Below are 20,115 nucleotides of genomic sequence, written 5' to 3'. Positions count from 1 at the left end.
GCCCGCTTGGGGCGGGTCCGTCGGCTTCGGGTCCGTCAGGTTCGGGTCCGTTCAGGTGCGCGGCGGGTCGGGGGGCTCGGCGGCCGGGTCCGCTCAGGCGGACTCCTTGACCACGCTCCAACCGCCGTCCACGGTCAGGCTGGTCCCGGTGATGTACGACGCCTCGTCCGCGGCGAGGAACGCGATGGCCGCCGCCACCTCCTCCGGCGCCCCGAACCGCCCGGCCGCCGTCCCCGCCACGCTGCGCGCCCGGTCCGCCGCGCCCACGTCCCCCCACGCGGGCGTCAGGACCGGCCCCGGCAGGACCGCGTTGACCCGCACCTCGGGTCCGTACTCGACGGCGAGCTGCCCGCACAGGGAGACCAGGGCGCCCTTGCTCGCCGCGTAGGCGGGGCGGCCCGGGATGCCGGTGTGGGCGTGCACGGAGGAGGTGAGGACGACGGCGCCGCGGTGGGCGCGCAGGTCGGGCAGGACGGCCTTGAAGCCGAGGAACGTGCCGGTGAGGTTGACCGCGAGCTGGTGTTCCCAGGAGGCCCGGGTCATGGCGTGGGCGGGGGCGATCTCGCAGGCGTAGGCGCTGCTGGAGAGGACGCCGACGGGCCCGAAGCCGTGCGCGGCCGCGAGGACCCGGTCCCAGTCGGCGGCCTCGGCGACGTCCGCGCGGACGAACACCGCGCTGCCGCCCTTGGCCCGGATGCCCTCCGCGACCTGCTCACCGTGGTCGGCGTCCACATCGGACACGACGACGGCCGCGCCCTCGGCGGCGAGGCGGACGGCGGTGGCGGCACCGATGCCGGAGGCGCCGCCGGTGACGACGGCGACCCTGCCGGTGAAGCGGGAGCCGGACGGGGCGGCGGCGCCTGGAGTGCGGCGGGAACTCCCGGACTCGGAGGCGTCGGAGGCGGGTGCGCTTGGGTTCACGTGCGGCGTCCCCTCGTGCGGGTGGGCGGCGCGGCTGCTCCCCGGCGCCCGCGCCGCGCGGCGGTGCCGCGTGGACGGCCCGCCGGGGAGCGGTGACCGCTGATGGCATGCGCCGTCCACTCTATGCGCGGTCCCAGGTGCGGGGCCCTCCGGACTCCGCCGCCACGCTGCCCTCGACGGCCGCCGGGGATGTCGCGACCGCCCCGCCCACGCCTGCGGCCGCACCCGCGCCCGCCCCTCGGGGAGACGGGGAGGTGGCGCGGGTGTCAGGTCCCGGTGGGCCGGGGTGCGGGCAGGATCTGCCGCAGCCGGGGCGAGGGGTGCCGTTCGCGCTGCCACTCGCGCGGGTAGCCGACGGAGACCTCGATGTGCGGAACGCCCTCGTGCCAGATGGTGCGCGGGATGTGCAGATGGCCGTAGACGACGGCCGCCGCGCGGTAGCGCACGGGCCAGTCGGCGGTCGCCTCCGTGCCGCACCACAGGGCGAACTCGGGGTAGTGCAGGATGCGGGTGGGCTCGCGGACGACCGGCCAGTGGTTGATGAGGACGGTCGGCAGCTCGGGGTCGAGGGCGTCGAGCCGGTCCTTGGTGAGCGCGACGCGGGCGCGGCACCAGTCCTCGCGGGTCGGGTACGGGTCCGGGTGCAGGAGCACCTCGTCCGTGCAGACCACGCCGGTCTCGTACGCGTACGCGAGGGCGTCCTTCTTGTTGTGCTTGCCCGCGGGCCGGAACGTGTAGTCGTACAGGAGGAACAGCGGGGCGATGACCGCGGGGCCGCCCTCGCCGTCCCAGACCGGGAACGGGTCCTCGGGGGTGTGCACGCCAAGTCCCCGGCACAGCTCCACGAGGTGGCGGTAGCGGGCCTCGCCGCGCAGTTGGTTCGGGTCGTCGCGGGGCGTCCACAGCTCGTGGTTGCCGGGCGACCAGATCACCGTGTCGAAGCGCTCGGTGAGGGTGCGCAGGGCCCACTCGATGTCGCTCATCATCTCGCCGATGTCACCGGCGACTATCAGCCAGTCACCCTCGTGTTCCGGCCAGAGCTCGTCGACGAACTTCCGGTTCTCGGCATAGGCAATGTGCAGGTCACTGATGCCGAACAGCCTCGGCGCCCGTCGGGATGCGGCAGATGTCGTCACCACGTGAGGCTAACCGACGCGCGCGGGCGTCCGGCAGCCGCGCCCCGGGTGCTCCGGGCGACCTCGGTGCGCCGTGGGCCACCACGGTCTAAGGTGCCCCGGAGGCGGATCTGGTCACGGACGGGGGCTTGAGTGGACGCCGGCACAGTGGGGCTGCGGATCGCGTCGTCGGTGATGGTGCCGCTGGTGAAACGGTTACTGCTGCCGCCCAAGAGCCTGCCGGGAGCCGAGTTCGACGAACGCCCGGTACGCATCGGGCGGCTCCTCTCGTTCACCGGCGACAAGCGCGCCCTCAGCGAGGCCGACCTCTACCAGCTCGCCCGGGAGCTGGTGCGCCGCGCGATGCGCGCCGCGGGCCCGCACGACCCGCCCATCGCGCCCGACGAGCAGAACGCCGTCGGCTACGCCCTCGGCCACACCCTGCGCGCCCTCGGCGAACTCGACATGGACGACGTGCAGGCCTTCGACCTCGGTCCGGAGAAGCTCGCCGCCGCCCTGGTCCGCGCCAGCGCCCCGGAGACCCGCGCGCTGCTCAGCGCCGACGCCGCCCGCCTGCACGACCGGCTGCTCGTGACGGCCTGTCTGCACCTGGTCCACCAGTTCAGCAAGCGCCCCGGCTTCGAGGCCCGCACCCAGGTCGAGCTGCGCCGCAGCATCAGCGAGCAGAAGGACCAACTGCGGCTGCTCCTGGAGCGCTTGCCCGCGACGCTCGCCGAGGACACCGACTTCGAGCAGCGCTACGCCGACTATGTGGTCGGCCAGCACAGCAGCCTCACCATCCACGGCGTCGACCTGCACGACCCGCAGAGCCAGGCCTGGCCGCTGGAGACCGCCTACCTGAGCCTGGAGGCCGCGCCCGCCCGTGACCCCGCCGAACCGGTCCCCGGGGCGGGCAACGGCGACCCCGACGGCCGGGGCGCCGACCCCGACCCGGACTCCGAGCGCACGGCGGGCCCCGTCGAGGCCGCCCTCGCCGCACACGACCGGGTGCTGCTGCGCGGCGTCGCCGGGACCGGCAAGACCACGCTGGTGCAGTGGCTCGCCATCACCACCGCCCAGCAGGACCGGGTGCCGGGCCATCTGCCGCAGCTCCTCGGCCGGGTGCCGTTCGTGCTCCCGCTGCGCACGCTGGCCCGCGAGGACACCGAACTGCCCATGCCGGACGGCTTCCTGAGGTGGATCGACTGCCCGCTGACGGGCAGCGAGCCCAAGGGCTGGGTGGTGCGGGTCCTGCAGGCCGGGCGTGGCATGCTCCTGATCGACGGGGTCGACGAGATCCCGGAGGCGGAGCGGCCCCGCGCGCGCTCCTGGCTCGCCAAGCTGCGCTCCGCCTTCCCGGGCAATCTGTGGCTGGTCACGACGCGGCCCTCGGCGCTGCCCCGGGACTGGCTCGGCCGCGAGGGGTTCCGCGAGTTCACGCTCACCCCGATGCGGCCGGGCGACGTACGGCGGTTCGTGCGCCGCTGGCACGAGGCGGCCGGGGCGGGCGAGGAACTCGCCGGGAAGCTGCTGCCGTTGCTGCGGGCCTCGCCGGAGCTGAGCCGCCTGTCCAGCAACCCGCTGCTGTGCGCCTTGATGTGCGCGCTGCACCGCGAGCGCCGCGGCTTCCTGCCGCCGGGCCGGATCGCGCTGTACGACGCCGCCCTCTCGATGCTCCTGGAGCGCCGCGACCGCGAGCGCGACCTGTACGGCCGCCAGCCGCCGCCGCTGGACCAGATGTCCGCGACGGAGCCCCTGAAGCGGCTCGCGTACTGGCTGATCCGCAACGAGCGCACCATCCTGCGGCGGCAGGACGCCGTCGACCTGGTGGAGCGGCTGCGCCCGTCCGTGCCCCAGCTCGCCGCCGTCGGCACCTCCGACGACGTGCTGCGGCTGCTCCTCGTCCGCACCGGGCTGCTGCGCGAACCGGCCGAGGGCGCCGTGGACTTCATCCACCGCACCTTCCAGGACTTTCTCGGCGCCAAGGCCGCCCTGGAGGAGCACGACATCGGGGCGATGGTCGCGCACGCGCACCTCGACCAGTGGGAGGACGTCCTGCAGATGGCCGTCGCCCAGGCCCGTCCCGACGAGCGCGCCGACATCCTCACCCGGCTCACCGGCCGCGCCGACCGGGAGGAGGACGACACGGTGCGGGCCCGGCTGCGGCTGCTCGCCCTCGCCTCCCTCGGCCAGGCGACCCGCCTCGACCCGGAGGTCCGCCGGACCGTCGAGGAGCGGGCCGCGCAACTCCTGCCGCCCCGCAGCATGCGCGAGGCCAGGGCCCTCGCGGAGACCGGGGCACTGCTGCTCGGCCTGCTGCCCGGCGCCGACAGCCTCACCGGCGACGCCGAGGTCACCACGGTCCACGCGATCTGCCGCATCGGCGGCGACGCGGCGCTCGCCCGGCTGCGCGAGTTCGTGACCACGCGGCAGCCCGCGGTGCGCTCCCAGCTCCTCGCCCACTGGGACCGGTTCGACACCGACGCGTACGCCGAGGAGATCATCAGGCCGCTGCTCGCGGCCGGGGCGGGCGAGGCCGTCACGGTGCGCTCGGCGGCCGAGCTGAAGTCGCTCAGCGCGATGTCCGGGTACGAACGCGTGGTGCTGCAGGGCGACTTCCCCGAGCAGGACATCGTGGGCGCGCTCGACACGGAGGGGCTGCGCGAGCTGCGGCTGCGCGGCAACATGCGGCTCACGTCGCTCGGGTTCCTGTCGACGTTCCCCGCCCTGGAGGCCCTGGCCCTGCACGGCTGCCGGGCGATCAGCGACACCGCGCCGCTGACCCGGCTGCCCCTGCTGCGCCGCCTCACCCTCGCCGACCTGCCCCAACTGGAGCCCCTGGCCCGGCTTTCGGCCTGCCCGCGCCTCGACTCGCTGCTCCTGGGCGCGGCGGTGCCCTGGCGGGGGCTGCGGGACCTGCCCCGGCCCGGGGCGCTGCGGCTGTTGGCGCTGCCGCCGGACGCCGTCGAGCTGGCCGCCATCACCGCCCTGACGGAGCTGCGCGAGCTGCGGCTGCACAACGCGAGCGACCGGCTGCGGCCCGACGACTGGGACGCGCTGCTCGCCGAGTTGCCCGCGCTGCGCACCCTGCGCCTGTCGCACGAACAGCTCAGCATGATGCTGTTCCCGCCGGGCGCCCGCATCCCGCAGCTCACCGCCCTCGAGGTCCGCTCACGGCCCGGCGCGGCGGTGTCGCTGCGCCGGATCGCCCGCCGCCTGCCCGGCCTCGAGGAGGTCCAGCTCTCCCTCTTCGACACGGTCGACCTGGTCCATCTGGCGGGGCTGCCGTCGCTGCGGCGGGTACGGCTCGACTATCCGGGCGAGGTGCACCATGCGGAGGAGCTGCCGGGGCGGGTGGAGCTTGTGGTGCGGCCGCGGCATTGAGGGGGCTCGGGGGCGGGGACGCGGGTGCGGGGCGGGGACGCGGTGCGGGGCAGGGACGCGGTGCGGGGCAGGGACGCGGTGCGGGGCAGTGCGGCTGCCGACCGATCGGCGCACCCGGGACAGCTGGCCGCCCACCGCACCCTGAACACCCGCCCGCACACCGCTCACTGATCGCTCCCCCAGCGCGCACCCGCATCGCCTCGCCGCGCACGACCCCCGGCACGCCCCCGCGCGCGACTCTCCTCCGCGCCCCGTCTCACGCCCGTTCCCGATCGGTTCCCGACCACTTCGCGACCGATACCCGAGCAACACCTGGGCAGTATCCGACCGGAAACAGCCCGCCTCCGGACCACCCTCCGACCGGCGTTCGACCACCGCCGGGCCCGCCTCACCACGGGCCCTCGATCGCATACCGCACCGTGTCACGGATCCGCCGTAATATGCCCGATCGGCTCGCCCGTAAGCCCTGGCCAGGGGATAGTGGGAGGTGTAACTTCTTTCACCCTCAAAGCAGTTGACTCCGGCATGAAGCGGCGAGGAGCGGCGCACGACCCGCGGGACCGGCGGGACGAGAAACAAGCGGGCGGCCAAGGACGGGAGCGGAAACCGGCGAGATGCACACATCCGAAACGCCTCGGCTGTACGCACGCGATCCGCTCCTCCACTCCCTCCTCCCACGCCTCACAGGTCTCGCCTATGCCGAACGCGCCCGCGTGCCCTGGGAGCACGACAAGGACCTCCCGCTCGTCCTTCTCACCGGACGCCACGGCATGGGCCGTACCGCGGTCCTCACCGCCCTGGAGCGGCACTACTCCGGGCGGCTGCCGCTCGCCCTCGTCGACACCGCCTCCTCCGCGCTCGTCGTCGAGCTCCTGGAGGAGCTGGTGTGCTCCCTCGCGCCGGGCCTCGGCAGGCGCTTCCCGCTGCTGCTGCCGGGCCTGATCTCCGTGTTCGGCGGCCACGGCGGCACCGCGGACGGCCGGACCCGGGCGACCACCCGCATCGCCCGCCTCCTGATCGCCTGCCACCTGGAGTCCGGCACCGAGGCGAACGTCGCCCAGCGGTGGGCCGTCCGGCTGCGGGCACGCCTGGACGACGCACCCGGCGCGGGACCCGGCGCCGGGTCCCGGCCCAGCGCGCACGCCGTCACGCACGCGGCGCTCGCCGAGTACTTCGAGCGGTACACACGTTCGCGCGCCGCGGCGCCGCTGCGCCAGTGGTACCAGGAGCGGTACGCGGAGTCCGAGGGCACCGCCGCGGGCACGGCAGCCGACGGCCAGGACGGGCTCGTACGCCTCGCCGACTGGTTCCGCCGCGGCGGCGACTACCGAGGGGCCGCCGAACAGACCCTCGTGCACGCCTTCCTGGAGGACATCGCCGCCGCCCGCAGCAAGTGGCAGCGCCTGAACCGCGACCCGCGCCCCTTGACCCTGCTCGACAACACCCACTCCCCCGCGGGCGCGCGCCTGGTCGACCTCATCCTCGAATACCGCGCACGGCCCGCCCACCACGACACGCTGGTCGTCGTCGCCACCCGGCTCGGCGACGCGCCGGCGGAGGCCACCGAGGCCGCGCACCGCGAACTGCCGGACCTGGTGGCTTCCACGCGCTGGCGGCGCACCGGCCACGCCCCGTCGGCGGGACTGCTCGTCGTACCGCTGACACCGCTCAGCCGGGACGACATCCTGCTGATGCTGGACGCCGCGTCCGCGCCGCTGCACCCGTACCTGGCGTCCGCGCTGCACACCCTCACCGGCGGGCATCCGCTGGCGAGCGGCGTGCTGTGCGACGCCGTCCTGGAGCACACCCGCGCCACGGCGTCCCGCGGCGCCACCCCGCGCCCGCCGGACGGACCGCTCGGCCCGCGCAACCTGCTCGAACTCACCACCGCCGACGGCCTGCCGGTGACGCAGGCGATCCTGGAGCGGCTGCTGCCCTCGCCGCAGCAGCGGGCCCGCCTGGTGCCGCTGTCGCTGGCCCGCGACAGTACGGCCGCGCAGGCCCTGGCTGCCCATCTGCGCCTGGAGGGCCCCGAGCAACTGCCCGCGAACGCGGCGGCCGACTATCTGGAGGCCGAGCACTGGCAGGACGACACCCCGCAGGACCGCCCGCTGGCCGCCGACCCGCTGCTGCACACGCTCCTGGTGCACGAGGCGCGCCGCACCTCCCACGGCGCCGACTCGCGCCGCGGCTGGCAGGAGATCCACGGCTTCCTGCGCCGCCACCACACGACGCGCGGCGAGGACAGCGAGGCCGACGCCCTGCGCCACACGCTGGCGGCCGGGGACGCCAAGACGGTGGTGGCCGCGCTGTCGGAGGAGTTCCAGTCGGAGCAGGACCGGCAGAGCGCGCTGCGCTGGCTGAACTGCCTGCGGTACGCGGCCACGGCACCGGCGCCGCCGTCGGCGGACTGGGACGACGAGCGGGCCGCGATGGCCGCGGGCGCGTACGACGACCGCTATCACGACATAGACGAGATCGACCGCTGCATCAACAGGCTGCTGCACGGCCTGTGGTACCTCTCCGACGCGCTGGCCGAGCCGGAGGCCGACCTCTGCGACGACATCGGAGCCGAGCTGGCCTTCCTGTCGCTGCGGCACCAGACGTGGCGGGCGGTGCTGAGCCAGTCCGCCCGCACCTGGCCGGCCGCCGCCCGTGACAAGCGCCCCCTCCCGCTGCCCGAACTGTGAGGAAGCATGTTCCTGAGCCGCCGCAACGGGTTCGGTCCCCTCGACAAGGCCATCGCCGTCCTGGTGCCGTTGGTCCTGATCGCCGTGGGTGTGGTCGTGTACCTGGCGACCCGCCCCGAGGACTGCGCGGAGGGCCTCTCGAAGCGTGACGGCCAGTGCGTGGGCGTCACGGACTCGGCGTTCGACGCGAACGCCGACCTCAAGGGGCTGATCCGGGCCGTCGCGGACGAGAACGCCCGCGTGGAGAAGGCCTGGAAGTCGCCGAAGAAGGGCCAGACTCGGATACCGTACGGCCGGATCGCGCTGATGATGCCGTTCACCTCGGACGATTCGAGCGCCATGACCGCGCCGATGATCCGCCGCGCCCTCGCCGGGGCCCACACCGCCCAGTTGCGCGCCAACAGCGGCGGCGGACCGCACTATCAGCTCCTGATGGCGCCCGACGGCAAGGACCTCGACAAGTGGCAGCCGGTGGTCGACGACCTGGAGGACCTGACCGACGACCGGGAGTCGCCGCTCGTCGGTGTGATGGGCCTGCCGAGCAGCACCCCGGAGACCCGGGACGCCATGCGGGCGCTGAGCGACCGCCGCATCGCCACCGTCGGACCGGTCATCACCTCCGCCGACATGAACGCCCCCTATTTCTTCAAGACCTCACCGAACAACGACCTCCTCGCGGACGCGCTCGGTCAGTACTTGAAGAAGAACCGGGGCGAGGGAAAAGGCTTCCTCGTCTTCGACAGCCGTCCCGACGACGTGTACTCGCGCAATCTGCAGCGGCTGATCGAGAAGAAATTCGGCACGACGTACGGGCTGCGCAAGCGCTCGGCGTCGTTCCTGGGCTCGACGGGTCCGGACGCCGGTATCCCGCAGCGATTCCAGTCCGCCGCGCAGAAGATCTGTGTGACCGATTCCGACACGGTGTTCTTCGCGGGCCGCGACCAGGATCTCCCGGCACTCGTGAAACGCCTGTCTCAGGAGCCTTCTTGTGACCGCAGCAGCCCCGTGCGCATCCTGAAAGTGGGAATCGGTCTCGATCCGACGCTCACCACCCCCGAACTCACGCAGATGCTGCGCGACACCAAGACCACGATGGTGGCCGCCGCATCCGTGACGAGCGAGTGGTGGCAGAAGAAGAGCACCGCACCCGACGGACTCGGCGGCTTCCTTTCGGTCTTCAACAAACTGAAGAAGCCGTACGACCTCGGCGGCAAGTCCCTCGACGACGGTTACGCGATCATGTACCACGACGCGTTCATGCTCCTGGCCAACGCCTTCGACCGCTCGTACTCGGAGGCGAACGAGCCCACCGGTGACTCCACCCGGACACCCGACCCGGTGCGCACGCCGACCAAGGACGACGTCTACAACACGCTCATCGACGCGAGCATCGTCGACACCGGCGACTCCACGCGCTGCATCGGCTGCCTCCAGGGCGCCGCGGGCACATACGGCTTCGAGAAGTCGTCCGACACCGACGACACCGATCAGTGGCCGGTGTGCAAGCCCGTGCCGGTGATCGAGTACCCGGCCGTGCAGGGCCGCAAGGCGCAGGACACCTTCCGGACGTTCGAGAAGACGTTCAAGCACCCGTGCCCCAAGGAAGTGACGCGCAGCGTTTCCTGACGGACCGCGCGGCTTTTCCCGGCATGCCCCGCACTGATTCTTTCGGCCGCCGCCGTGCGCTGGCACGTGACAAGAACACGTGCCCGGCACATTTGGCCGGATCCCATGGCGCGGTAGATGTTTACTCAACTTCCTGGTTGTCTAGACCCATTGACACTCCAGGAAGCGCTCTCCTACTGTCGCGGACGTCGATCGGACAACGCAAAACGTCGCCAAAAGCGCGTGGAGGGGTTCGTGAACAGCACTGAAGGTGCCCGCGACATCACCATGGCAGCGCCCCGGAACGGCGAAGGCCTTCCGGACGTGAGTCTCGATCAAGCACACTCGCCACAGAAAGTCATGGCGCACGAAGATCTCCTACGACGATTCGTCGCCGGCGAGGAGATCAAACCGGTCCACATGCGGATCGGCATCATGGGCGCCTGCAATATGCGTTGCAACTTCTGCAACTTCCATTCGCCGAACGAGGAACAGTTCTACGACCTGTTCTCGTTCAAGGACTCGATCACCACCGACAAGGCGATCACCCTCCTCAAGGAGTTCGCCGAGAACGACGGCCGCGCCGTGACCTTCTGCGGCAGCGGCGAGTGCACCATCCACCCGGGCTACGCCGACATCTGCTACGCCGGGCACGACAAGGGCCTGCACATCGGCCTCATCACCAACGGCTCCCGGCTCGGCCGCCCCAAGGTCGCCGACTGCATCACCGCGACGCACACCTGGGTGCGGGTCGGCATGAACGCCGGCACCGAGGCGACGTTCAACGACATCACGCGCGACCGCGAGCAGACATTCTCCAAGTTCATCGGGACCATCGGCAAGCTGCGCGACAACGCCGCCGCACCGGACTTCCGCATCGGCTTCAACTACGTGATCACGCTGCAGAACTACCGCGAGATCGTCGAGGCCGCCCGCATCGCCCACGAGTCCGGCGCGCACTACGTGCGCTTCGAGCCCGAGTTCTACAGCGCGATGGGGCACGAGACCATCGAGTCCGTGATGGCGGAGATCTCCGGCTCGCTCGTCGAAGCCGCCGCGATGTCCACGGACGCCTTCGAGGTGTCGGTGCCGAAGCTGGACCGCGGCCCGATGGACCAGGTCGAGGAGGTCGAGGGCGACTTCGAGCGCTGCCACTACAGCCGCTTCGTGACGGCCGTCGGCGCCGACGGGCACCTCTACCCGTGCCCGCAGGTCCACCTCAACAGCCGCTACCGCATCGGCGACGTGGTCGACCTCGGCTACCCCCAGGTCCTCGACGGCGGCCCGCGCGCCGAGTGGGAAGCCACCAACCCGAACCGCACCGACCTGTGCAAGTCCTGTTTCTACCGCCCGCAGAACGAGCTCCTGGAGCTCCTGAAACGCGGCCAGATCAAACTCGACGAGGCGCTGGACGCGTACCAGGTGGAGGTCCCGCACACCCTCCACGCGGACTTCGTCTGACCCCTGCTCGGCCATCGACGTCCGGACGCCTTCCATCGCCCCGGACCACCGGCGGCCCAACACCGTCCACCGCCCCGGGCCTCTGACACCGATGACTACTGGTGCCCCAGACCTGTGACACCCGTGGCCCCCGACCTCTCACACCCGTGACCTCTGGTGCCCCGTGCCTCTGACATCCGTGACCTCTGGTGCCCCGTGCCTCTGATACCCGTGGCTTCTGGTGCCCCAGGCCTCTGACACCCGTGACCTCTGGTGCCCCAGGCCTCCGACACCCGTGGGCCCCGGCGCCCCTGACCTCCGACACCACCGGCCTCCGACACCACCAGCCGCTGACACCACCCGCCTCCGACGCCCGCAGCCCCCGGACCCTGCGCCCTCCGAACCTCCGACGGCCACCCCCACCAACCACTCACCCCCACCAACCCACTACCCCTCCCCTCCGCAGCCTTCGCCAACGCGCCCGCGTGGCCCCGCCCTCGCCGACCTTCCCTTCACCTCCCCACCCACCCCAGCGAACCACCAAGCCCGTCCGGCATTTGAGGACGAGCGCGCAGCGCGACAGCGGCGGGGGCCCAGGGGGCGGCAGCCCCCTGGTTTCGGGAAAGGGCGGGCCTGGGGCGCCCCGCGAGGGCCCCACCCGCACCCCCTCCCCACCCGACCCACAGGGAGCGTTCGACACCCGCATGCAGACCACCCACCTGCGCCGCCTCCTCGGAGCCGAACCGACGCTGCGCCGCCCCCCGTCCCTCACCGACGCCACCACCCACACCACCTGGTCCCGCCAGGTCAGAGCACTCGTGGCCCGCCTGGCCAGAATCGACCACGCCCCCCTCGACATCACGGCCGTCGACACCACCCAAGAGCACGGCCTGCGCCGCGAACGCCTGACCCTCAACTCCCCCGTACGAGGCGCCTTCCAGGCCACCCTGCTGGCCCCGACGGCCACCACCGAAGCCTCGCCCGGCCCCGCCGTCCTGGTGTTCGGCGGCAAGAACGCCCGCCTGGAACACCTCACCGGCGAACGCCCACCGGACTTCCCGGACCGCAACATCGCCGAGCACCTGGCACGCGCCGGTTTCGTCACGCTGACCTTCGAGCACGGCATCGGCGGCCTCGACGAGGAGCGCCGCGCCGGACGCGAGGAGGGCGCCCTCCTCGCGCACGCGTTCGCGCTCACCGGCCGCTCCCTGCTCGGCGCACTGGTCGGCGACACCCTGGGCGCCCTGGACGTCCTCACCGGACACCCGTTGGTCGACCCCGGCCGCGTCGGCCTGTTCGGGCACAGCCTGGGCGCGGCGGTCGCCCTGCACACCGCGCTGCTCACGCCGCGCCCGCTGCCGGTGTGCGCGGCCAGCCACCTCGGCAGCTATCCGGCGCTGTACGAACGCCTGCTGACCGGATACGAGGGCGCGGCCCTGCCGGGCATCCTGGAGTACGCCGACCTGGGCGACCTCTACGCCGCCCTCGCCCCGGCCCCCCTGCAGCTCCAGTACGGCACGGCCGACTCCTACCTGGAACCGGCCGACGCCCGCGCCGCCGCGGGTACCGTCCGGCGCGGCTACACGGCGGCGGACGCCGACGACCAACTCGACGTCCACGAGCTGCCCATGGGCCACGGCACCCACGTCCAGCACGCGATCGACTTCTTCACCCGCACCCTGTCCGGGCCCGCCGCCCCCGGCGACATCCCCGCCCAGCGCATCCACTTCGGCGTCGCCGAGCGCCGCGCGGTCCTCGACCGGGTCGACACCGCGCTCGCCTCCGGCCACCTCACGCAGGGCCCCGGCCTCGCCCGCTTCGAGGAGCTGTCCCGCACGTGGACGGGGCGCGAGGGCGTCGCGGTCGCGTCGGGCGCGGGCGCCCTGGAGATCGCCCTGCGCATCGTCGGCGTGGCAGGCCGCACGGTGCTCGTGCCGGTCAACACGTTCTTCGCGACGGCGGCGGCCGCGGTGCGCGCGGGCGCGCGCGTACGGTTCGTCGACATCGAGCTGGACGGCCTCGGCCTGGACCCGGACGCGCTGCGCGCCGCGCTCGACCGCCATCCGGACACGGCGGCCGTGCTGCCGGTGCACATCGGCGGCATCGTCTCGCCCGCCCTCGACGACGTCCTCGCGCTGTGCGAGCGCCGGGGGGTGGCGGTCGTCGAGGACGCCGCGCACGCGCTCGGCTCGACGCTCGGCGGCCGGTACGCGGGCGCCTTCGGGCGGTTCGGCGCGTTCTCCTTCTTCCCCACGAAGGTCGCGGTGAGCGGCGAGGGCGGCCTGGTGACCTGCGCGAGTGCCGAGGACGCGGAGCAGGTGCGGCGCTGGCGCGACCACGGCAAGAGCGCGCAGGGCTCCACGCTGCACGACCGGCCGGGCGGCAACTGGCGCCTGAGCGAACTGCACGCCGCCGTGGGCACGGTCGACCTGGAGCGGTTCGACGACACCCTGGCCGCGCGCCGCGACCTCGCCTTCGGCTACGACGAGTTGCTGGCCGACGTCCCCGGCGTCCGCGCCCACGCCGTGCCCGCGGCGGCGCACAGCAACTACTACAAGTACCTCGCTTATCTGGACGCGCCCGTGGACCGGGCTCTGTTGAAGAAGCGGCTGCGCGAACGGCATGGCGTGTCGCTCGCGGGTGAGGTGTACGACCATCTGCTGTGCGACCAGCCGTATTTCGCGGCGGGGGACGACGCGGAGGCCTCGGCTCGCGGGGCGGGCGCGGCGAGGGCCTCGGGGGCGACGGTGGCTGGCCCTGGGTCGTGGGTCGCCGACTCGGCGGCCGCAGCGGCTGGCTCGGGGACGGTGGGCTCGGGGGCAGGGACAGTGGGCTCGGCGGCAGAAGCCTCTGGGCCGGGGGAAGCCTCCGGGGCGGCGGTCGACGGTCCCTTCGAGCAGGCCCGCTGGTTCGCCCGCCACCACATCGCGCTTCCGCTCTATCCAACGCTCACTCGGGCCGAGCAGTTCCGGGTGGTCGAGGCCCTGCGCGGCGAGTTGTCGTGAGGGGGCCGGACGACGAGGCTCCGGTTGTCTCCGCGTACCGCAGAGGCGACTGGCAGCCGTCCCTCGACACGGCCCCGCTGCCCGGCGCGACACGCACGCGCCTCGCCCTCGTGCCGCACATCGTCGCCCACTCCGACCGCCGCTGGTGGGACACGGCCCGCGCCGGCCTGCCCCCACTGGCCGACCGCCGCGAACTCGTCCTGTCCGCCCTGGAGTTGTTCCGGCACGGCACGGTCACCGTCGGGGGCATCGGACCGCAGAGCGCGGCCGCGTTCCGGGCGGCGCTGTGGGAGAGCGCGGGACTGCCGGGACCGCTGGTCGAGCGTTGGGGGGCGATGCTGTACGAGGGGGCGGCGCGCCGCGAAGCCGTCGCGCCGGACGATGCGCTCGCCCTGGTGTCGCTGCCCGGAAACACCTTCACCTGCCTGGACTCCGTCCTGGAGCAGGCCGAGCGGTCCGCGGGCGTCTGGGTGCGCCCGAGCCGCCGCGAACCGCTGTCCGCGGCCCGCCTGCTCGCGGCGCTCCTCGCCGTCGGCTGGCCACCGCACCGCCTCGGCCTGTACCCCACCGAGCAGCACACCCTGCACGGCCTCCTGAAACTCACCGACCGGCACGTCGTGTACGGCGGCGCGGGCCTCGCCGCATCGGTGCGGGACTCTCCCGCGCTCACGCTGCACGGGCCCGGCCGGGGCTGCGCGCTCGTGCCGCCCGGCGCGGCCTCCGAGTCCATCGACGACACGGTGGCCTGGCTGCTGCCGCTGGTCGCGGCGGACTCGGGCCGGTTCTGCAGCAACGTACGCACGATCGTCTGCGTGGACCACGACCCAGAACCCCTGGCCAAGGCCCTCTCGACCGCACTCGACGCCCTCCACCCGGGCCCGGCTCCCGACCCGGCCGACCCCCACTGGCCGCTGACCGCCTTCCGCGAGCCCGGCGAGGCCGACCGCGCCGCCGCCTCCGTACGTGACGCCCTGCGCCCCGGCGACCGCCTGCTCACCCGCGAACCAACGGTGATCACGAGCACGGGCCCCGGTACGGGTGCGGGTGGCGACGTCTACGTTCGCCCTCAACTGGCCCTGCTCCAAGGCGACCTGAGCGACCTGAGCGACCTGAGCGCACCGTCCCACCCGCTCATCGGCCACGAGGTCCCCTTCCCCTTCACCGCCGTGCTCGGTACCACCGCCGAGGCCGCGCGGACCCTCGCCGACGAAGCCCTGTTCGTGTACCGACCGCCGGCGACACCAGGAGGAGTTCCATGACGACCGCGGCCCGCCAAGAACACGCCCCGCAGGTCACCTTCGACACGCTGCACGACACGTTGCGCGAGCGCGTACCAGAGCTGGCCGTGGACCTCGACGCGTGGACGCGGCGCATGATGCGCTGGCACTTCCACCCCGACACGGGCTCCCCGTTCTGGGTCGGGCGGCGGGACAGGCTCGGCTTCGACCCGCTCAAGGACGTCGACGGCTACGCCGCCCTTGAGCTGTTCGGACTCTTCGACAAGGGCGAGCTGCGCGCCGCGAGCGCCCTCGACCTGCGTCCGCGCGGGTATCGCGACCGGCCGTTCCGGGTGTTCGAGACGGGCGGCACCACCGGCGCGCCCTGCCGGATCGTGAACGTCACGCGCCTCGCGTACGACGTGGAGATCTACCGGACCGTCCTGGAGGCGCGCGGCATCGCGGGCGGCGACATCCTCGCGATGACGCCGAGCGGCCCGCACGCGTACGGGCACTTCGTGGAGGGGCTGGCGGACAGCTGGCGCGGCGCCGTCCACTCCATCGACTTCGACCCGCGCTGGGTCAAGGCGTCGCTGCGCGCGGGCGGCGAGGCGGACTCCTACACCTCGCACCTGGTGGAGCAGACCCTGACCCTGCTGACCGCCGAGCGGCCCATGCTCCTGTTCACCACCTCCCGGCTGCTCCTCGAACTCGCCATGCGGCTGCCGCGCCCCCTGCACACCTACGGCATCCGCGCGGTGTGCACCGGCGGCACGACGTGCAGCGCCGCCGAGGCCGCGTTCCTGCGCCAGGAGCACCTGGACGGCGTCCAGTGGATCGACACGTACGGCAACACCCTTGCGGGCCACGCCCTGCAGGCCGACGCGGTGCCGGGTGCGCCCGTGCTGCCCGGCGGCACCGGGCACTCGTACCATCTGCCGCCGCCCTTCGCGGTCCTCCAGGTCGTCGATCCCGCCGACCCCTGGCGCGAGGTGCCCGTGGGCGAGCGCGGACGCGTGCGCGTCACCACACTCCTGGAGGACCTGTTCCTGCCGAACCTCCTCGAACGGGACAGCGCGATCAGGACCGGGCCGCATCCGTGGTTCCCCTGGGAGGGCGTGGCGGCGGTGCAGGCCTTCCATGACGGCCTGGCAGCCCCCGGCGACGCGGTCGAGGGCGTCTATTGACCGACGCCCGCCTTGACCCCCGCTTGATCCCGGCTTGATCCCGGCCTTGATCCACCTCTTGACTCCCCCATTGATTCCCCTCCGTCCTCCCCTTGACATCAATCAACTATTGACATCGCGGCCACACATTGACAGTTCGTCCACCTCTTGACAGCCCCAACCACTGTTGACAGCTCAGTCATCTGTTGACGACGCAGTCGCCTCGCCTCCCTCGTGACGCTCCACCGACCTACGCACTGGCGACCTGACGACGATCCGCTGACGTAAGGACTCCTCGTGAATCTCTCGTCGAACGGCGTGCCCATACCCTTCTCCCCCGAGTTGTTCGGCCCGCTGCGCGCCACCGACCCCGACCGGATGCCGGACCCGGCCGCCCTGCGCGAGCGGCTGTACGCGGACGGCTATCTGTATCTGCCGGACTTCCTCGACCGGGAGCAGGTGCTGCGGCTGCGCGCCAGGTACTTCTCCCAGTTGCCGCCCGGCTATCTCGCGCCCGGCACCAGCGCGCGCGAGGGCGTGTTCTCCGGCCGGGTGCCGGACGGGCTCCCCGATCACGGTGTGGCGGGGCATCCCGCCCACGCGTTCGTCCGCTCGGAGACCTTCGACCGCTTCCTCGACGACCCCCGGCTCAGCAAGCTGGCGGCCGACCTGCTCGACGGCGACGCCCGGATGCTGCCGCGCCGCATCCTGCGCCACTTCCACCGCGGCGTACGGCGGGCGTCACGCGCCCATGTCGACTTCGACTACATGGACGAGGGCTCGCCCCGGGTCGTCACGACGTGGATCCCGGTCGGCGACTGCCCGCCGCAGTCGGGCGCGCTGGTCTACCTGGAGGGCTCGCACACGCTGCCGACCGAGGCGTACGAGCCGCTGCGGGACACCACGGACCGCCCGGACGACCGCCGCCAGATCTGCCACGACCTGGAGTTCACCGCGCGCAGCCTGGGCCGCCGCTGGCTGTGGACGGACTTCGCGGCGGGCGACGTCATGGTGCATGTGCCGCACATCATCCACGCCTCGCTCGACGCGACGACGGACGCGATGCGGCTGTCCATCGACACGCGTTTCATCCGTCAGTCGGACACGCCGGACCCACGGTGGCTGCGGGCCTGGTCGGCGGACGACGGCGCCTGAGCCCCGGCACGTCCCGCGAGCACGGCGTCGGCGGGGAGCGACAGCCGGACGGGGCCGCCTCCCGTCGCGTCGGAGCGTGCCGCGGCCACGAGGACCTCGTCGACCAGGTGCGCCTGCGCCAGCGGGCACACCGGTGGCCGCCCGGCCGCGACCGCGGCGACGAAGTCGGCGATGAGCGGCTGATGGGGGTTCGCGGCGGGCGGCAAGGTCAACTGCCGTTCCCTTGCGGTGCCGTGGTGGCGCAGCCGGCCCGAGTCCAGCGGGTCGAGGGTGAGTGTCCGCCCGCCCCCGCTCACCTCGAAGCGGTCCACTGGCGGCTCCCCGCTCCACTCCGCGCACACCCGCGCCCGCGTCCCCGAAGCCCACCGCAGCTCCACCTCGGCCAGCCGCTCGGCACCCTCCGGGAACCGTCGGTCGAGCCGGGCCCGCACCTCCTCGGGCCGCCCGAACAGCAGGTGCAGCAGATCGAGCCGGTGGCTCCCCGCGTCGGCGAGCACCCCTCCGCCGGACAGGGCGGGGTCCGTCCGCCACCGCATCGGATGACCGGGCCCGGGGTCGAACGCACACCGGAACCGCACCTCGGCCCGCTCCGGCGTCCACCCGCGCAGTTCCTCGCGGAGGCGGAGCACGGCAGGGGCGAGCCTGCGGTAGTACGCGACACCCGCGCACGGCCCGTCGTCGGCAACGAAGCTCGCGTATGAGCCGCCGCCGACACCGAACTCCGGATGCCGGCCGCCCTCGACACCGGCCCCTGAGCGCGCACCGCCACCGACACCGGCCCCCGCCCACAACCCTCCGGCCAACGGCTTCTCAACCAGTACCGGAAGACCGGCCCTCAACACCCGCCCGGCCAGCGGTACATGGTGGACAACTGGAGTGGCGACGTACACAGCGTCAATGCCCCGAATCAACATCTCCACGTCGGCGCCGCCGAACGGCACCCCGTGGCGGGCGGCGACGCGCGCGGCCCGCTGCCCGTCGCGACCCCAGAGGCGCACCGGCTCCTCCCCGAGGGCCCGGAGCGCGGGCAGCACCCGCCGCTCCACGACGTCGCCGTACCCGGCGATCCCCCACCTCACCTGGCCCGCCCCCGCGCGCGGTTCACGGCACGATCGCCACCTTCAGCGTCTCGGACGGCGGCCCGTCGTAGGGGGCGCGTTCCGCGTCCGGGTAGAGGGACTTGCTGGCGGACAACTGCTCCATGGCCTTGGGGAGTTCGTCGAGGGCGTACGTATGGGTGTGCAGGTCGGACAGGCGCAGCGACTCGTGGCCGTGGCGCAGGAGGCGCTCGGCGAGGGCGAGGGCGTCGGCGCGCGCGGTGTCGACGGGTTCGGCGGAGCTGTGCACGCGCAGGCCCTTGCGTTCCCAGGTGACGAGGTCGACGGTGACGTGCGTGTCCACGTGGTGCGTGCCGAGCATGACGACCAGGCCGTTCTGGCGCACGAGTCCGACGCAGGCATGGAGGGTGGTGGGCGTGCCGACGGCGTCGACGGCGACGTCGAACTCCTCCCCCTGCGCGGCGAAGCCCGCACCGATGGCGGCCAGCTGGACCGGGCTGCCGTCGACCCGATGCACCGCGTCGGCTCCGGCGTGCCGCGATCGTTCGAGGCGCCAGTCGTCGAGGTCGGCGACGGCTACGTGGGCCGCACCGCGCCGGACCGCCATGCGCAGCGCCATCTGGCCGACGGGTCCCTGGCCGATGATGGCGACGCGGTCGCCGAGTCGGATGCCACGGGTGGCGTGCACGGCGAGCGGCAGGAGCTGGAGGATGGAGCCCTGTTCGAAGGGGATGGCGTCGGGGAGCGCGCCGACGGCTATCTCGCGCGCGAGGGCGTACTCGGCGTACCCGCTCGTCAGCGGCGTGCGCACGAAGACGCGCTGCCCGGCCGCGACGCGTGTGACGCCGGGGCCGGTCGCCTCGACGACTCCGGCGATCTCGTGGCCGTAGCAGCCGGTCGCGCAGTGCTCCCTGAGGCCGTAGTAGTGGTAGTACGCGAGGTCGCTGCGGTTGCAGACGCTGCACGACCGCACCCGCACCAGGACCTGGCCGGGGCCGGGTTCGGGCACCGGGGCGTCGGTGACCAGCCTGATGTCCCGCCTGCCGACGAGTTCGTACCGCCGCACGGTGTACCTCCTTCGCCCGTGGCCCTGGCCGGGCCGTGCCGCCGTCGCGGGAACGGCAGTTCGGTGCCGCCCCGCTCCCGGGAATTCCACCGCGCGGACCGGCGTCCTACAAGGTGGCCTCAAATGAGCGACGGGGTGGCCTGGCCGGAATGGTCCACACCCGAACCCCACCCGGCCCGCCCGGCCCCGTACCCCAAAACACCTCTTCCATCTGCCGATTCACCTTCCGTTTCCTACGGGTTCGCGCTCCTTGACAGCTCCAATTGGTCTAAGCCAACATCCGATTGGCCTGT

The 20,115-nt window shown here is 73.0% G+C and carries 12 protein-coding genes; 8 read left to right on the top strand and 4 right to left on the bottom strand.

The annotated features are described in order from the left end of the window. Positions 1 to 93: 93 nt before the first annotated feature. Together IE274_RS13215 and IE274_RS13210 are read right to left on the bottom strand one after the other, a co-directional pair. Positions 94 to 921, bottom strand: coding sequence for an SDR family NAD(P)-dependent oxidoreductase (locus IE274_RS13215; protein WP_190115848.1), 828 nt, complete (start codon positions 919 to 921; stop codon positions 94 to 96). A gap of 266 nt (positions 922 to 1,187) precedes the next feature. Then, positions 1,188 to 2,057, bottom strand: coding sequence for a metallophosphoesterase family protein (locus IE274_RS13210; protein WP_190115847.1), 870 nt, complete (start codon positions 2,055 to 2,057; stop codon positions 1,188 to 1,190). 132 nt (positions 2,058 to 2,189) lie between these two features. Here IE274_RS13210 and IE274_RS13205 point away from each other — a divergent pair, with 132 nt between their 5' ends. From IE274_RS13205 to IE274_RS13170, 8 genes are all read left to right on the top strand, one after another. Beyond that, positions 2,190 to 5,420, top strand: coding sequence for an NACHT domain-containing protein (locus IE274_RS13205; RefSeq protein WP_190115846.1), 3,231 nt, complete (start codon positions 2,190 to 2,192; stop codon positions 5,418 to 5,420). Between the two features lie 614 nt (positions 5,421 to 6,034). Beyond that, positions 6,035 to 8,110 carry an ATP-binding protein gene (locus IE274_RS13200; protein ID WP_190115845.1) on the top strand — a complete coding sequence of 692 codons (2,076 nt, stop codon included), beginning with the start codon at positions 6,035 to 6,037 and terminating at the stop codon, positions 8,108 to 8,110. Positions 8,111 to 8,116: 6 nt separating this feature from the next. Continuing rightward, positions 8,117 to 9,736, top strand: coding sequence for an ABC transporter substrate-binding protein (locus IE274_RS13195; protein WP_190115844.1), 1,620 nt, complete (start codon positions 8,117 to 8,119; stop codon positions 9,734 to 9,736). Positions 9,737 to 10,075: 339 nt separating this feature from the next. Then, on the top strand, positions 10,076 to 11,176 hold the full coding sequence (locus tag IE274_RS13190; protein WP_190115843.1) for a radical SAM protein: 1,101 nt from the start codon (positions 10,076 to 10,078) through the stop codon (positions 11,174 to 11,176). 683 nt (positions 11,177 to 11,859) lie between these two features. Beyond that, the gene (locus IE274_RS13185) at positions 11,860 to 14,160 is read left to right on the top strand and encodes a DegT/DnrJ/EryC1/StrS family aminotransferase (RefSeq protein WP_190115842.1); all 2,301 of its coding nucleotides are present in this window, start codon (positions 11,860 to 11,862) and stop codon (positions 14,158 to 14,160) included. Continuing rightward, positions 14,157 to 15,419, top strand: coding sequence for a hypothetical protein (locus IE274_RS13180; protein WP_190115841.1), 1,263 nt, complete (start codon positions 14,157 to 14,159; stop codon positions 15,417 to 15,419). The genes IE274_RS13185 and IE274_RS13180 overlap by 4 nt, the downstream gene beginning before the upstream one ends. Further along, positions 15,416 to 16,564: a phenylacetate--CoA ligase family protein gene (locus IE274_RS13175; protein WP_190115840.1), complete on the top strand. Its 1,149-nt coding sequence runs from the start codon at positions 15,416 to 15,418 to the stop codon at positions 16,562 to 16,564. The genes IE274_RS13180 and IE274_RS13175 overlap by 4 nt, the downstream gene beginning before the upstream one ends. 276 nt (positions 16,565 to 16,840) lie before the next feature. Then, a complete protein-coding gene (locus tag IE274_RS13170; protein ID WP_190115839.1) occupies positions 16,841 to 17,698 on the top strand; it encodes a phytanoyl-CoA dioxygenase family protein in 858 nt (285 codons plus the stop codon). On the opposite strand, the gene IE274_RS13165 is transcribed toward IE274_RS13170, so the two are convergent. Next, a complete protein-coding gene (locus IE274_RS13165; RefSeq protein WP_190115838.1) occupies positions 17,638 to 18,777 on the bottom strand; it encodes a Gfo/Idh/MocA family protein in 1,140 nt (379 codons plus the stop codon). The genes IE274_RS13170 and IE274_RS13165 overlap by 61 nt on opposite strands. Before the next feature lie 22 nt (positions 18,778 to 18,799). Beyond that, positions 18,800 to 19,822 carry a zinc-dependent alcohol dehydrogenase gene (locus tag IE274_RS13160; RefSeq protein WP_190115837.1) on the bottom strand — a complete coding sequence of 341 codons (1,023 nt, stop codon included), beginning with the start codon at positions 19,820 to 19,822 and terminating at the stop codon, positions 18,800 to 18,802. Between the last annotated feature and the right edge of the window lie 293 nt (positions 19,823 to 20,115).

Origin of the sequence: Streptomyces flavofungini (genome assembly GCF_014650815.1) — a bacterium.
Classification (GTDB): domain Bacteria; phylum Actinomycetota; class Actinomycetes; order Streptomycetales; family Streptomycetaceae; genus Streptomyces; species Streptomyces flavofungini.
This window is presented reverse-complemented; position numbering and strand designations above follow the sequence as displayed.

What these genes read in the sequence shown, in the direction of transcription:
- IE274_RS13200 (WP_190115845.1), top strand. Translation starts at nt 6,035, where the DNA reads ATGCACACATCCGAAACGCCTCGGCTGTACGCACGCGATCCGCTCCTC.
- IE274_RS13195 (WP_190115844.1), top strand. Translation starts at nt 8,117, where the DNA reads ATGTTCCTGAGCCGCCGCAACGGGTTCGGTCCCCTCGACAAGGCCATC.
- IE274_RS13190 (WP_190115843.1), top strand. Translation starts at nt 10,076, where the DNA reads ATGGCGCACGAAGATCTCCTACGACGATTCGTCGCCGGCGAGGAGATC.
- IE274_RS13185 (WP_190115842.1), top strand. Translation starts at nt 11,860, where the DNA reads ATGCAGACCACCCACCTGCGCCGCCTCCTCGGAGCCGAACCGACGCTG.
- IE274_RS13175 (WP_190115840.1), top strand. Translation starts at nt 15,416, where the DNA reads ATGACGACCGCGGCCCGCCAAGAACACGCCCCGCAGGTCACCTTCGAC.